This window comes from Faecalibacter rhinopitheci, assembly GCF_015234135.1.
Classification (GTDB): Bacteria; Bacteroidota; Bacteroidia; order Flavobacteriales; family Weeksellaceae; genus Empedobacter; species Empedobacter rhinopitheci.
This window is the reverse complement of the sequence record NZ_JADGIK010000006.1, coordinates 70,496-84,742: the sequence shown is the minus strand read 5'-3', so window position 1 is coordinate 84,742 and position 14,247 is coordinate 70,496. Positions and strand designations below refer to the sequence as shown.

The 14,247-nt window shown below is 30.6% G+C and carries 14 protein-coding genes; 4 read left to right on the top strand and 10 right to left on the bottom strand.

Features of this window, described 5'->3' with window-relative positions:
- Positions 1 to 15: 15 nt before the first annotated feature.
- Positions 16 to 252: an acyl carrier protein gene (locus tag IM532_RS09745; RefSeq protein WP_194183271.1), complete on the bottom strand. Its 237-nt coding sequence runs from the start codon at positions 250 to 252 to the stop codon at positions 16 to 18.
- A gap of 225 nt (positions 253 to 477) precedes the next feature.
- Here IM532_RS09745 and pckA point away from each other — a divergent pair, with 225 nt between their 5' ends.
- A complete protein-coding gene (gene pckA, locus IM532_RS09740; RefSeq protein ID WP_194183270.1) occupies positions 478 to 2,049 on the top strand; it encodes a phosphoenolpyruvate carboxykinase (ATP) in 1,572 nt (523 codons plus the stop codon).
- 59 nt (positions 2,050 to 2,108) lie between these two features.
- Here pckA and IM532_RS09735 read toward each other — a convergent pair whose 3' ends face one another.
- The 7 genes from IM532_RS09735 to IM532_RS09705 form a co-directional block, all read right to left on the bottom strand.
- Positions 2,109 to 3,116, bottom strand: coding sequence for a class I SAM-dependent methyltransferase (locus IM532_RS09735; RefSeq protein WP_194183269.1), 1,008 nt, complete (start codon positions 3,114 to 3,116; stop codon positions 2,109 to 2,111).
- A gap of 2 nt (positions 3,117 to 3,118) precedes the next feature.
- Entirely contained in the window at positions 3,119 to 3,826 is a 708-nt protein-coding gene (locus IM532_RS09730) for a tRNA1(Val) (adenine(37)-N6)-methyltransferase (protein ID WP_194183268.1), read from the bottom strand.
- On the bottom strand, positions 3,807 to 5,279 hold the full coding sequence (locus tag IM532_RS09725) for a sensor histidine kinase (RefSeq protein ID WP_228063705.1): 1,473 nt from the start codon (positions 5,277 to 5,279) through the stop codon (positions 3,807 to 3,809). Before IM532_RS09725 ends, IM532_RS09730 begins: the two co-directional genes overlap by 20 nt.
- A gap of 4 nt (positions 5,280 to 5,283) precedes the next feature.
- Positions 5,284 to 5,871 (bottom strand): riboflavin synthase, encoded by a 588-nt coding sequence (locus IM532_RS09720; protein WP_194183267.1) that lies wholly within the window; start codon positions 5,869 to 5,871, stop codon positions 5,284 to 5,286.
- Between the two features lie 104 nt (positions 5,872 to 5,975).
- Entirely contained in the window at positions 5,976 to 7,823 is a 1,848-nt protein-coding gene (glmS, locus tag IM532_RS09715; RefSeq protein ID WP_194183266.1) for a glutamine--fructose-6-phosphate transaminase (isomerizing), read from the bottom strand.
- 13 nt (positions 7,824 to 7,836) lie between these two features.
- Complete coding sequence (locus tag IM532_RS09710) at positions 7,837 to 9,429, bottom strand: DUF4270 domain-containing protein (RefSeq protein ID WP_194183265.1); 1,593 nt, start codon at positions 9,427 to 9,429, stop codon at positions 7,837 to 7,839.
- Between the two features lie 20 nt (positions 9,430 to 9,449).
- Positions 9,450 to 10,265: a glycogen/starch synthase gene (locus tag IM532_RS09705; protein WP_194183264.1), complete on the bottom strand. Its 816-nt coding sequence runs from the start codon at positions 10,263 to 10,265 to the stop codon at positions 9,450 to 9,452.
- A 119-nt stretch (positions 10,266 to 10,384) separates the two neighbouring features.
- Between IM532_RS09705 and panC the strand changes: the two genes are divergently transcribed.
- The 3 genes from panC (at position 10,385) to IM532_RS09690 (ending at position 12,684) form a co-directional block, all read left to right on the top strand.
- A complete protein-coding gene (gene panC / locus IM532_RS09700; protein ID WP_194183263.1) occupies positions 10,385 to 11,227 on the top strand; it encodes a pantoate--beta-alanine ligase in 843 nt (280 codons plus the stop codon).
- Positions 11,228 to 11,295: 68 nt separating this feature from the next.
- Positions 11,296 to 11,643, top strand: coding sequence for an aspartate 1-decarboxylase (gene panD / locus IM532_RS09695; protein WP_194183262.1), 348 nt, complete (start codon positions 11,296 to 11,298; stop codon positions 11,641 to 11,643).
- An 18-nt stretch (positions 11,644 to 11,661) separates the two neighbouring features.
- A complete protein-coding gene (locus tag IM532_RS09690; protein WP_194183261.1) occupies positions 11,662 to 12,684 on the top strand; it encodes a lysylphosphatidylglycerol synthase transmembrane domain-containing protein in 1,023 nt (340 codons plus the stop codon).
- On the opposite strand, the gene IM532_RS09685 is transcribed toward IM532_RS09690, so the two are convergent.
- Positions 12,681 to 13,457 (bottom strand): hypothetical protein, encoded by a 777-nt coding sequence (locus IM532_RS09685; RefSeq protein ID WP_194183260.1) that lies wholly within the window; start codon positions 13,455 to 13,457, stop codon positions 12,681 to 12,683. The genes IM532_RS09690 and IM532_RS09685 overlap by 4 nt on opposite strands.
- On the bottom strand, positions 13,454 to 14,239 hold the full coding sequence (locus tag IM532_RS09680; RefSeq protein ID WP_194183259.1) for a hypothetical protein: 786 nt from the start codon (positions 14,237 to 14,239) through the stop codon (positions 13,454 to 13,456). The genes IM532_RS09685 and IM532_RS09680 overlap by 4 nt, the downstream gene beginning before the upstream one ends.
- Positions 14,240 to 14,247: the final 8 nt, after the last annotated feature.

The following is a 14,247-nucleotide window of genomic DNA, read 5'->3' as shown; positions in this document are numbered from 1 at the left end:
TAGAATAGGGAACTATTACTTGTTTAAGTCTTCGATGTATCTAACAGCTTGACCTACAGTAGCAATTTTCTCAGCTTGATCGTCTGGAATTTGGATATCAAATTCTTTTTCGAATTCCATGATTAATTCAACTGTATCTAATGAATCAGCTCCTAAATCGTTTGTGAAGCTTGCTTCTAAAGTTACTTCGCTTTCATCAACTCCTAACTTATCTACGATAATCGCTTTCACTCTTGATGTAATGTCAGACATAATATTCTAATTTTAATTGTTGTAAACTAATGCAAAAATAGAAAACTTAAATGATATCCAAGTTTTTTTTTATATGCATGCATAGCAAGCATTAAATATATAACATTTTTTGCTTTACGAAAACGTTTAAGTAAATGACATAAATCAAAAATTGTATGCTATTTTTTATTTAAATTTGTGCGATAATCTATCTAAATTCTAAAAAAACTATATAAAATCACAAAAATGAGTGTAGAATTGGCAAATTACGGAATTTTAAATTCCACGACACATTATCAATTATCTCCAGAAGAGTTAACAAAGAAAATGGTTGAGACGGGACAAGGTGAAGTTACTTCATCGGGAGCAGTTAATATCTTAACAGGAGAATTTACAGGACGCTCACCAAAAGACCGCTTTATTGTAAAAGATGATATAACAGAAAATTCTGTATGGTGGGATGGAAACATCAATATACCTTTTGACTCAGAAAAATTTGATGCATTATACGATAAAGTTGTTAAACACTTAAGCGGAAAAGACATTTATGTTCGTGATGCTTTTGCTTGTGCTGATGACCGTTTCAAAACTAAAATTAGAGCAATTACTGAAACTCCAGGAGCCAATTTATTTATCTATAACATGTTTATTCGTCCAAGTGAAGAAGAATTAGCTAATTTCGGTGATTCTGATTGGACTATTATTAATGCCCCAACTTTTGTTGCTGATTCTGAAAATGATGGAACTAGACAACATAACTTTTCAATTTTAAATTTTAAACGTAAAATTGTTTTAAATGGTGGTACTGGTTATACAGGAGAAATGAAAAAAGGAATTTTTTCTGCCTTAAACTTTATTATGCCAGTTGATAAAAACACTTTACCAATGCACTGTTCAGCAAACTCTGGTGAAAACGGAGATACAGCGATGTTCTTTGGTTTATCGGGTACAGGTAAAACTACTTTATCAGCAGATAAAAGTCGTCGATTAATCGGTGATGATGAGCATGGATGGACAGCAGATAATACTGTTTTTAACTTTGAAGGTGGATGTTATGCAAAAGTAATTAACTTATCTGCAGAAGGTGAACCAGAAATTTATGGAGCAATTAAAGAAGGAGCTTTATTAGAAAACTGTGGATATGTTGAGGGAACTAAAGAAGTTGACTTTGCAAATACAGATATAACTGAAAATACACGTGTTTCTTACCCTATTGATTATATTGAAAATATCGCTCAACCATCAGTAGGAAAAAATCCTAAAAATATTTTCTTCTTATCTTTTGATGCATATGGTGTTTTTCCTCCTATTGCTAAGTTAAATCCACAGCAAGCTGCTTATTTATTTATCTCAGGATATACTTCAAAAGTTGCTGGAACTGAAGCTGGAATTACGGAGCCTCAGACAACATTCTCTTCTTGTTTTGGTGCACCTTTTATGCCTTTACATCCAACTAAATATGCTGAAATGTTGAGCGCAAAAGTTGAAGAAACTGGTGTTAATGTTTGGTTAATTAATACAGGATGGAATGGACAAAAGAAACGTATGTCTTTAAAAGATACACGTGCAGTTATTAATGCAGCATTAAACGGAGAGTTAGATAATGCTGAATTTAAGCAAGATAAATTCTTCGGATTTGAAGTTCCAGTTGCCATAGAAGGTGTGGATGCTGAAAAATTAAATCCAGCTACTTCTTTTGCTTCTGAAGAAGCCTATGAAGAAAATGCACAAATTTTAGCAGATAAATTCAAAAAGAATTTTGAAAAATTTGCAGAATTTGCAACTCCAGAATTATTATCAGGAGGACCATTAATCTAATCAGATTTATATATTATTACAAAACGCTCAATTACGATGTAATTGAGCGTTTTTTTATTTTATGATCTACTATATTTTAACGTAATAAATGGCGCTAAAAATTGACCTGATTTATTATTTTTTAAGTTAAATCTATTCAGCATTTGAACCACTTTTCCTTTCATTCCAAACTTATCTATCTGACAATAAAACCCATTATTTATTTGTAAATCAAAGCTATATTTTTTTGCTAATTTTTGATAATCCTCTAATGGTAAAATCCTTTCCAACCATTCACCATATTTAGGCTCGCAGGTATTATATCCATCAATAGAAAGTTGTTTAAATTGTTTTGTAGATAAGTAATGACTAACAAAATCTGGCAAATCAATATAGCGGTAACCACGTGAGTTTTTAGCTAAATCTTGAATAGTAGCTTCATCAAATTCAGGATAGTTTTCTTTTAGAAATCTTTTTCTTAACGGCAAATTTTCTTCTAATTCATACTTTACCATGGATTGGCGCAATTTTCGTGATTTGATTGCATTCTCAGGATTAGATGCTGTCGTAAATATCATTTTAAGCTGCTTGTTTAGTTGACTAAAGCAACCTATCATTTCATTCAAATCGTAAACATGCTCAATCGTATCTGTGGATATTAAATAATGTACATCTAATTGCTTTGTTTGAACAAAATCTACTATTTCTTGATAAGAACCCTCTATAAAATAATCTGGACCAAAGCCAATCTCTGCTTTAATTTTTTGAGCAGTTTCAACAGATTTAGCGTTAAAATCACAATAAATAACATTGAAACCTCTCATTTTTAGATATATACTTAAAAATCCATGACCTCCACCAAAATCTATTATCCATTGATCTTTTATATCTTGATTTCCTATCAGTAGATTTGTTGTATAGTCATAAATCTGAAGAAAATAGAACAATGTAGGTTTCATGTTCTTAATATAACTCAGATTATATTCAAATATATTAAGTGCATCAAAATCAATAGTTTTTAATTTTTTATCAAGTTTTATTACTTCTTTGGAAGCATAGGTAGAATTATAAAGTTGGTATGTATTCATTATCACATTTTAAGATAAAAATCTTTGGTTAAGTTAATGTATTCGTTAGTATATTGATGACGTTCTACTTCAATGATTAATTCTGATATTGATTTATCTTTTTCAGTAAAACTTAAATTTATTAAACTTCTTTTTATTAAGCTATTTATATTTCCCTTAACGTGAACAATCTCATTGGGGTATAAATTATGTTGAGCTGCAAGAGCGATGAAATTATCTTCTAAATCATATGGAATAATAAAACAAGCAGTTCCTTGAGTCGTTAAGAGATTTGCTGTATGAAACAATAAATCTTCAAAAGTTAAGGTTTCTTGTTGCCTAGCTTGCTTTCGGGCGTCAAAATCCACCCTATCATTCAAAATAAAAAAAGGAGGATTACTGACTATTAAATCAAATTTTTGATCAGAAGAAAAGCTTTGTAATGATGAATTTACGCCACATATTTGATTAGAAAATTTTGAGTTAGTAAAATTTTCTATTGCTTGATGAAAAGCATCATCATCTAATTCTATTGCTGTAATATATGATTCAGGAAATCGTTGTGCTAGCATTAATGCAATAAGACCTGTACCAGTACCAATATCAAGAATTTTATTTCCTGACTGCAAATTTGACCAAGCTCCGAGTAGTACACCGTCTGTACCTACTTTCATGGCGGTTTTATCTTGATAAATCTCAAATTGTTTAAACCTAAATGGTTTTATGCTCATTTGTATAGGGTAATTGTATTATAAATTTCGTTCCTAAATCTTCAAAACTTTCAAAAGTAATTTTTCCATTATAGTCTTCTATAATTTTTTTAACCATCGATAGTCCTATTCCTGATCCGCTTGATTTTGTAGTAAAACGAGGCTTAAAGATTTGACTTTTTTCTTCTTCTGATATTCCCTTTCCGTTGTCTTCAATCGTTATAAATATCATATCATCTTTTAGATTAATATCTACGGATACTTTAGGTGTACGATTTGGTGGAATTGCTTGGAAAGAGTTTTTTACAATATTTGTAACAATACGATTCAAATATTGTTTATCAAACATTGTTTGAATATTAGGGTTTGAAAAAGTAAATGTGATGTGTTTTATTGAAAAAATCTCTAAAGTATTTTGAATGACTTGTACCATATCAATCATTTCATCTTGTCTAGAAGGCATTTTAGCAAAATCAGAAAAGGCATTTGCAATAGACTCAATAGTTTCTATTTGTTGCATCAATATATTTGACGTTCTGTTGGTGCGTTCTACTAAAACCTCATCTTCCGAGTCAAATTTCCTCATGTAACTTTGAATCATTAACTTCATAGGTGTCAATGGATTTTTGATTTCATGAGCAACTTGTCGAGCAAATTCTCTCCACGTTTCTTGTCTTTCAACTTCTGCTAACATTTCTGATTGTTCTTTCAGTTTTATTAGCATTTCATTATATGCGTCCACAAGAATTCCTATCTCATCATTCTTCTCATATTGAATAGGTCTATTATTGGATATTACTTGCGTTTCTTTTATACGGTCAGCAAAAGAACTTAATTTATTAAAAGTATTCTTACTTACGACATATATCATTATAGCTCCTAAGAGCAAAATAAATAGAAATGCGACTCCATAACTTCCCATAAGTGTAAACATATCTTCTTGTAAGAAGACATCATTCGTTTCATAAGGCAAATTGATAATTGCGAAATTTTCGAACTCACTTACATCCTTTATATAATTGTAAGATGCATAGTATGATCTATTTTCATCCTTAGAATCTAAGGTTTCATTATAATATTCATTTTTAGCTAAACTATCTAGAATATTTTGTGGTAAAACAGGATGTCTAGGCTCTTCTATCTGTGTAGACAACATTACATTACCTCTTAGATCATAAATGATGATATTAAGTTTATTAATATCTGATATTTCTAAAATTTTACCTTCTAATATTTGGTACACATTATCCTTGGTAACTTTACCTGGGTAGGTATCCAATAAGTAATCTATAGATGCTAGTACTGCATTTTCTTTTCGCTTTAATATATCCTCATGGTATCGCCCTGTTTGCTCGTTAAAATGGCGATTGGTAATAATTAACATTAATATGGCAGTGGTTAACAGCACTGCAATCATATACAATGTAATTTTTATGGGTATGGAAGTGAAATTAATACGATTACGTGAAGACATTTTTTTATTTTATCATTAATCGTTTAATATATTTTCCTAATATATCAAATTCTAAATTCACCTTTTTACCTTCATGAAAAGAGTGCAAATTTGTAAATTCCCAAGTATAAGGAATTATAGCAACAGAAAATTCTCCAATCGTACTGTGTACTACCGTAAGACTTACTCCATTAAGACAAATAGAACCTTTAGCTACTGTTACATTTCCAGTAGACTGTTCGTCATAATTAATTGTAATTACGTAGCTCCCATCTTTATTTTCGATTGATTTTACCACTCCTGTTTGGTCTACATGGCCTTGTACGATATGACCGTCTATTCTACCATTAAATTGCATACAACGCTCTAGATTGACCTCATCGCCTGTTATAATATCCCCTAGGTTTGTTTTATCTAAGGTCTCTTGTATGGCAGTTACTTTATATTGATTGTCTTTAAAATCTACAACAGTCAAACAAACACCATTATGCGCTACACTCTGATCTATCTTTAATTCATTTGTAAAATCAGCTTCTATCCAATAATTAACATTTGATTGCTCTTTTTCAATGGAAACTACTTTACCCAATCCTTCTACAATTCCTGTGAACATGATTTTAATTTATAAGTTTTTAAATATATCTTAATTTTAATTAATAGTGCTAAAAAAAGGATAGCAAAATGCTATCCTTTTTTATATTTAAATTTGTTAAAATTTTATTCTACGGTAACAGATTTAGCTAAATTACGTGGTTGATCCACATTTTTACCTAATTTAACTGCAATCCAATATGATAATAATTGTAATGGAATAGCTGTTAAAATTGGAGAGAACTCTTCAGCAGTTTCTGGCACTATAATCACATCGTCTGCTAATGAAGTTACCTGAAGATCACCTTCGTTTACAATTGCAATTACTTTCGCTGAACGAGATTTAATTTCTTGTATATTAGAAACTACTTTCTCATAATATCCTTTCTTAGTAGCAATAACAATAACAGGCATATTCTCATCTAATAATGCAATAGGACCATGTTTCATTTCTGCTGCAGGATAACCTTCTGCATGGATGTATGAAATCTCTTTTAACTTTAATGCTCCTTCTAAGGCTGATGGATAGTTGTATCCACGTCCTAAGTAAATTGCATTACTATTATTTTTATATTTTTCAGCGATTTGATCTACTACACCTTCACAACTATCTAATATTTGTTGTACTAAATCAGGAATACGCTCTAATTCACGAGTTAATAAGTTGAATTTTTCGTTAGTTAATTCACCTTTATGCTTTCCTAATTTTAATGCAATTAGAGCTAAGATTGTTAATTGTGCTGTAAAAGCTTTTGTAGAAGCAACTCCAATTTCTGGACCTGCATGTGTATAAGCTCCTGCATCTGTAATACGTGCAATAGAAGACCCAACTACATTATTAATCCCGAAAATAAAAGCACCTTTTTCTTTCGCTAATTTTAAAGCAGCTAAAGTATCAGCAGTCTCTCCTGATTGAGAAATTGCAATCACAACATCACTTTTCTTAATGATTGGATTACGGTAACGGAATTCTGAAGCATACTCTACTTCTACTGGAATACGAGCAAAATCTTCAATCATATATTCTGCAACTAAACCAGCATGATAAGAAGTTCCACATGCAACGATAATAATACGTTTAGCATTTAGAAATCTTTCTTGATTATCCCAAATTCCGGCCATTTTAATTACACCTTCATCTACTAATAATCTACCACGCATTGTATCGCGAATAGAACGAGGTTGTTCGTTAATTTCTTTTAACATGAAATTATCATAACCACCTTTTTCAATAGCCTCAATATTTAATTGTAATTCTTGAATATCTAAAGAGACAACTTCGTTACTTTGAATTGTACGGACATCAACAGCTTCACCTAAACGAATAGTAGCCATGTCTCCATCTTCTAAATAAATCGCATCTTTCGTAAACTCAATAAAAGGTGAAGCATCAGAAGCTACAAAGAATTCATTTTCACCAATTCCAATAGCTAAAGGACTACCTAAACGTCCCACTACAACAGTATCAGGATCTTGGTTATCTAAAACTGCAATTGCATATGCCCCAATAACTTCATTTAAAGCTGTGCGTACTGCGTCTTGTAAGTTTAATCCTTTTTCATCTTGAAATAGTTGAATAAAGTTTACTAAAACTTCCGTATCTGTATCACTATGAAAAATATAACCTTTATCAATCAATAATTGTTTGATAGATTCATAATTTTCAATAATCCCATTATGTACTAAAACCAAACGATTGTTATTAGACATATGTGGATGTGAGTTTACATCATTAGGAATACCATGTGTAGCCCAACGTGTATGTCCAATACCAATATGAGGTGTTTTATCTAAACCTGAAGCTTTTTCTTCTAGATCAACAACTTTACCTTTTGTTTTCGCTAACTGAAAACCGTTTTGAGTAGATAATACTAAACCAGCACTATCGTAACCTCTATATTCTAAACGTTTTAAACCGTTAATAATTATGGGATAAGCCTCACGATGACCTATATATCCAACTATTCCACACATGTTAGTAAGTATTTTATTTCTTAGTGTAATACACTAAAAGTTTAAGTTTTTTATCTGCATTTTCAGTAGCATTTCCATGTAAAACAATTCTGTACGGATTTGCTATTCTATTTGTGTAGAATGGACTTGATGAGAAAATCGTTGATGCATCTGTAGGACTCATTAAAAAGTTACCTAACGTTACTATCATTTCTTGATCTTCAAACACTTCACCACTTTCTACCATTTTCTTTAAATGTTTGGTAATATCTAATGTATAATATTTATTATCACCAATAATTGGGTTAAAATGAACATTTAGAGGATATGAATTATAAAAATCTAACATATCAGAATATAATTCATTCACATATTTTCCATCTTTCTTATAATTATTCCATCCCATAATATAATCAGGTTTAGGAAAATTATAAGCTTCATCAATATGAAATTGAAGTTTTGCACCTATTATGGTCCAATTTTCTGATGCTTTTTTAGATTTTAAATCATTAATTTGATCTTCTATAAATCTTAAATTAACTCTTGTTCCATCTGATCCATTTAAAAATAATCTTGACGAACCATTTACACGATCAGGATTATTAATATTGTTCATTACCAATGAACTTTTATTCGTATTTTCTATTTGATTAATCTGAACGTTAGAACCTCCAGAAGTTGCCCAAATATTATTAGAATTAAATTCTAAATTATTAGATTTTCTTTCTACTTTGTTATCAGCTGTTGTATTATCATTTGAATAATACATTCTGATTTTCATTAGATTAGGATTAAATGTAAATAAGAAACCGTTGTTTTCTTCAACAGATAAATCAAAACCTTGAATTACACGACGAATAAAACTTGCATAATCATCTAAATTACCTGTTTTTTCGTTTTTAATAATTTTATCTTGAAAGTAATTTTTGTCTAAAGCTATTTTGTATCCTACTGGTTCTTCATAGATATTAGTAGTAGCTACTTTCTGCTTAATTGTAATATTCTGTACTTTACCTCCAATACTTGCTGATCCTAACACTGTAGAATTTGTATTGATCTGATCTTGAGGTCTAAGTTTTGGATTAGAATAATAAGCAGAATCTAAATAAAGAACTGTATTAATATCTCTTACATTTAAACGTAATGACGCATTACGATTTCCGTAAATAGAATCAACTTTATAAGTTTTTCGAATTAAAATTGTATCAGAATCTTCTGCTTTAACACCTGGCTTACTTAAATTTAAAGTATCCGTTTTTACAGAATCTTTTGTAGAATTATAATATACAGGAATAAATAAATGAACAGAATCTGTTTGAGGATTATTTCCAAAACTAGGACTAAGAGAAGTTAATCTAAATTGAGAGATTAATTTGGCTTTTGTATTTCCAAAAATAGGTTCCTCATAAGCTCCTAAAATTGCATTTTGTAGAACCTTTTGATCAGCTCTAAGCGAATCATAGTATGTATTAAAAGCGATTACATCTAATGAAGTTACATTTCCTTCTGCATCTCCACTAACTAACCCACTTCCTAATCCTAATGTTTCATCTTCACACGCTACAATTGTGCTACCAATTGCTAACGTTAAGACAGATGTCATTAAGATATTAAATATTTTTTTCATTGTAATTTAGAGTAGTTATATTAATTTGAGTTCATCACCTCTTCAATATAAAAATTGTTATAGACTTCTTTTGATTGTCCTTTTTCACAATATTCTAATAAAGGGATATTTTGTGTTTCAATATATTCTTTAACATCTTGAGGGATAACCTCTTCTCCTTTGGCAACTGCATCTGCAAAATGTAAAGATGATTGGATCATTCCTAAATGTGTTGGTTTGGCTAAATAATCTTTAAGTTCATCTTCAATTTTATCGTAAGATAACTTTTCTAATAATCTATTGTCTAATTCTCCCTCGAATCCATTATCAAATAAAGAAACAACAACTTTAGCATCTTGGAAAAAAGGATCATCTGCATAATACTTTTTCAGATAAAGTGGCACTAAACTAGACATCCATCCCATTACATGAACAACGTCTGGTTTCCAATTTAATTTTTTAACTGTTTCTAAAACACCTTTTGCGAAGAAAATAGCACGTTCGTCATTATCTGAACATAAATCACCATCTGTAGTAGTATAAACATCTTTACGCTTAAAGTACTCTTCGTTGTCTATAAAATAAACTTGTAATCTTTCCCCTGGAACAGACGCTACTTTGATAATCAAAGGTTGATCCAAATCATTCACAATCATATTCATTCCTGAAAGACGAATAACTTCGTGTAACTGATGTCTTCTTTCATTAATTACACCAAAACGAGGCATAAAAATTCTTACATCAGCACCATTACTCTGCATAACTTTAGGTAAGTCTAATGCTTGAGACGACATCGGATTTTCAGGAAAATAAGGAGTCATTTCTGTTGTTACATACAATATGCGTTTTCCTTCCATAATTCTATATACTATTTTCCTAATGAATAAATAAGGCACAAAATTACAAAAAATTGTTGATATTATATTTGCTTATAGTAGCTTTGCCTTTATATTAGTTTTTTTTTAACAACATTGATATGGTTGTATTTAACAAAAAGGACGAATTAACTCCTTTTATTCAAAATTTAAAAAAGGAAGGTAAAACCATAGGTTTTCTTCCAACAATGGGCGCATTACATGAAGGTCACTTATCTTTGGCCAAACTTTCTATCGCTCAAAATGACTATACAATTGTTAGTATTTTCGTAAACCCAACTCAATTTAATAATCCTGAAGATTTAGAAAAATATCCTCGAACTGAAGAGAAAGACATCGAATTATTAACACAAAATGGTATTGATTTTGTTTATTTACCTTCAGTATCAGATTTATACGAAGAAGGTGAAGTTGCGAAAAAATACAATTTTGGAGGAATAGAAAATGTAATGGAAGGCGAATTTCGTCCTGGTCACTTTGATGGTGTTGCTACAATTGTTTCCAAATTAATCAGAGCTGTTAACCCAGATCGTGCATACTTTGGAGAGAAAGATTTTCAGCAAGTTCGTATTGTACAAGAAATGGTAAAACAAGAACAATTACCTGTTGAAATTGTACCTGTTCCTATTAAACGTGCAGAAAATGGATTGGCATTAAGCTCTCGTAATGTGAGATTATCCGCAGAAAATCTTGAGGCTGCTCCTTTTATCTACAAGGTATTACAAGATGCCGTTTCTTTAAAAAATGAAGGAAAAACTCCCGATGAGATTAAAGCATTTGTACAACAAACTTTTGATCAGTCATCTTTCAAATTAGAATATTTTGAAATTACTGATGAAGAAACTTTACAAACTTTAGAGTCGTTTAGAGAGCATCAAAAAGCTAGAGGATTTGTGGTAGCATATGCAGGAGATATCAGATTGATAGACAATATTCAATTCTAAAAAATCAATTATTAATCGTAAATTAGCAACTTAATTATAAAGCGCTTAATACGCACAATTTTGCAATTATGATGATAGAAGTTTTTCACTCTAAAATCCATAGAGTTAAAGTAACAGATGCAAAACTAAACTACATTGGAAGTATCACAATCGATGAAGACTTGATTGATGCTGCAAAAATGGTAGTTGGTCAAAAAATTCAAATCGTTGTTCAAGAAAATGGAGAGCGTTTTGAAACGTACATTATCAAAGGTAAACGTGGAAGTGGTGAAATTTGTTTAAATGGACCTGCAGCACGTCGTGTTCAAGTTGGCGATACAGTAATCCTAATCACTTATGCAATGATGGATTATGAAGAAGCTAAAACTTTTGAGCCTACAATTGTATTCCCAAATGAAAACAATCGTTTAGACTAAAAACGAACATAAAAATTTATGAAGAGTAAGATTCAACAATCTCTCTTTCTTATCATTGCTTCATTGTTAGCGGTATTTTTTATCGTAATAACAGTGAAGCAAATTGATTTTGGAAGAGTTCAAAATGCATTAAAAGAAGCTAATTACATTTGGATTTTTGTTTCTATGGCTCTCAGTATATTTTCTTATTGGCTACGTGCAGCTCGATGGAATCTTCTTCTTCATCCTATGGGCTACAATACTCAAACCGCATCTGGCTTCTGGGCTATCTCTTTCGCTTATTTCATGAACCTTACTATTCCTAGAAGTGGTGAAGTAGCTCGTGCAACTTCTATGTATAAAATGGAACATGTTCCTTTCGAAAAATCTTTCGGAACAATTGTATTAGAACGTGTAATTGACTTATTTTTTCTTGGAGGAGTATTTGGCCTAACTCTTCTTTTTAATTACGATACATTTATTCATTTCATAGAGATAGGTAATAAAGAAAATACGAATTCTGTTTCTCAAGAAACATCTTATCTAAAATATTATATCGCTGCCGCAATTATTTGTGTAAGTACTATTTTAATATGTTCTTTTTGGAATAAAATTATCCAGACTAAGATATATCGAAAGGTTATTGAATTTTTAAAAGGTTTGTGGGAAGGAATTCTTTCCATTTCAAAATTACAAAAAAGAGGATTATTTGTCTTTTATTCATTTGCCATCTGGATTTGTTATTTCTTCATGACGTATGTCGTTTTCTTTGCTTTTCCAGACACTTCTCATTTCGGAATACCTGAAGGCTTATTTTTATTGATTGCTGGTTCTTTAGGAATGATTTTACCCGTTTCCGGTGGATTAGCTTATCCTTATATTATGTCGATCGCTTTTTCGGCAATTTACTTGGCAACTGGCGGGCAACAAAACGAAGGAAAAGCCATTGGCGATTATTTTGGTTTAGTACTTTACATTGCACAAGTCATCTCCATGATTAGTTTTGGATTAATATCAATGGTTCGTATTAATCAAATTAGTACTAAGAACATAAAAGCTTAAGTTTTCATTTTTCGATTAAATTCTAGCGCTAATTCTTCAAAAAGGAGAATGACTTCTTCAATCCTTCCTTTTTCAAAAAGTGTTTTAATAACTGATGATTCTTTAAAGCAAAAACTCAAGAATTGATTGATTTGATACTCTTCAATTCTTAAATCGTTGATAAAATAATCTATTGTAAAATATTTCTTGATCGCTTCCGCGATTTCAAAATTGGATTTTACTTTAGGCTTTGTCTTACTTTTTACACCGAAAATAGCTGTTCCAAATCCCATCAAATTTACACCACCAGTTTGTGCAATTGCTCTTCGTGCAGCTGCATCTTCGTGTTCTAAAAGCATTTTTTGACGAAATTCTGGCGAAACATAATTCACCTCATCTTGTAATTTTTCAGCTGCCGTTCGGTCTGTATTGATATTGTCTTTTAAATTCGGTTTCAACGGATTCAGATTCGCTTCTGCTAATTCAATCACTTCTACATCCAAATGCACATTGATGAAGCCTTTATTTAATATTGATTCAGTAATTTTGATTATTCGTGTTTGTGTAAAATCACTTTTAAATACTAATTCATCATTCACTTGAACCTTCATTTTAAAAGTTCCATCTGATTGCGTTGTATAAAGTTCTTTTGTTCTTTTATTGATAATATGAATTCCTGATTTATTATAATTTTTCTCCACGTTATCAACAATTACATTACCAACGAAATCAACCACTTGTGCATTAACTAAACACGTTATTAACAATAACAAAAAAGTAAAATAAGTCCTCATTTATTGATTGTTTTATTCAATAATTCTATATAAATCTCAGCTTGTGTGAGTAAATGATCTTCCACTTCTTCCATCCGATGCGTTTCAATTAACTGCTTTAAATTGATGTTTTTTTGAGCATAACAAAAGTGTATAAATTCATTGATTTTATGGGCTGGAATTTTTAATCGATCAATAAAATAATCGGTAGTAAAGAATTCAATTACTTTTTTTACACGATTTTCCTTCTTAAAATATTCATCTTTTTGGATATCTTTTTTGTGTTGACCTGTCAGCGCAGAAATCCATAATGTTGGATCTACAATTCCATTGTTATTGATAGAGGAAGTTACGTTCGGATTAACTTCTATATATTGTAGATTTGGATCTAAACCTAAGCTTTTATAAAAGTTTGTTTGCTTGGTATCTTCTTTTGAAATATTATCTTTTAAATTCTTTTTTAAAGTATTCAGATTAGCTTCTGCTAACTCAATAACTTCTAAATCGAGATGCACTTGGATAAATCCTTTGGATAAGATAGGTGATGTGATTTTAATATTTCTTTCTGTTGTAAACCCACTGGTAAATTGTAGAATATCGCCTTCACTCGCTTTTATCGAAAAGATGCCTCCATCATTCGCTTTTGTTTTAGAAAATGTAGATAGATTTTCAATGATAATTGTACTTAGATTCATTGGTTCATCTACATTATCAATTTCGACTTTACCTGTTATCATCACCTGTTGTGAGTAACCGAAAAAAGACAATAAGAATAGTATAATAGCATGTAGAGTTTTACTCATATTAATGT

What these genes read in the sequence shown, in the direction of transcription:
- IM532_RS09745 (WP_194183271.1), bottom strand. Translation starts at nt 252, where the DNA reads ATGTCTGACATTACATCAAGAGTGAAAGCGATTATCGTAGATAAGTTA.
- pckA (WP_194183270.1), top strand. Translation starts at nt 478, where the DNA reads ATGAGTGTAGAATTGGCAAATTACGGAATTTTAAATTCCACGACACAT.
- IM532_RS09735 (WP_194183269.1), bottom strand. Translation starts at nt 3,116, where the DNA reads ATGAATACATACCAACTTTATAATTCTACCTATGCTTCCAAAGAAGTA.
- IM532_RS09730 (WP_194183268.1), bottom strand. Translation starts at nt 3,826, where the DNA reads ATGAGCATAAAACCATTTAGGTTTAAACAATTTGAGATTTATCAAGAT.
- IM532_RS09725 (WP_228063705.1), bottom strand. Translation starts at nt 5,279, where the DNA reads ATGTCTTCACGTAATCGTATTAATTTCACTTCCATACCCATAAAAATT.
- IM532_RS09720 (WP_194183267.1), bottom strand. Translation starts at nt 5,871, where the DNA reads ATGTTCACAGGAATTGTAGAAGGATTGGGTAAAGTAGTTTCCATTGAA.
- glmS (WP_194183266.1), bottom strand. Translation starts at nt 7,823, where the DNA reads ATGTGTGGAATAGTTGGATATATAGGTCATCGTGAGGCTTATCCCATA.
- IM532_RS09710 (WP_194183265.1), bottom strand. Translation starts at nt 9,429, where the DNA reads ATGAAAAAAATATTTAATATCTTAATGACATCTGTCTTAACGTTAGCA.
- IM532_RS09705 (WP_194183264.1), bottom strand. Translation starts at nt 10,265, where the DNA reads ATGGAAGGAAAACGCATATTGTATGTAACAACAGAAATGACTCCTTAT.
- panC (WP_194183263.1), top strand. Translation starts at nt 10,385, where the DNA reads ATGGTTGTATTTAACAAAAAGGACGAATTAACTCCTTTTATTCAAAAT.
- panD (WP_194183262.1), top strand. Translation starts at nt 11,296, where the DNA reads ATGATGATAGAAGTTTTTCACTCTAAAATCCATAGAGTTAAAGTAACA.
- IM532_RS09690 (WP_194183261.1), top strand. Translation starts at nt 11,662, where the DNA reads ATGAAGAGTAAGATTCAACAATCTCTCTTTCTTATCATTGCTTCATTG.
- IM532_RS09685 (WP_194183260.1), bottom strand. Translation starts at nt 13,457, where the DNA reads ATGAGGACTTATTTTACTTTTTTGTTATTGTTAATAACGTGTTTAGTT.
- IM532_RS09680 (WP_194183259.1), bottom strand. Translation starts at nt 14,239, where the DNA reads ATGAGTAAAACTCTACATGCTATTATACTATTCTTATTGTCTTTTTTC.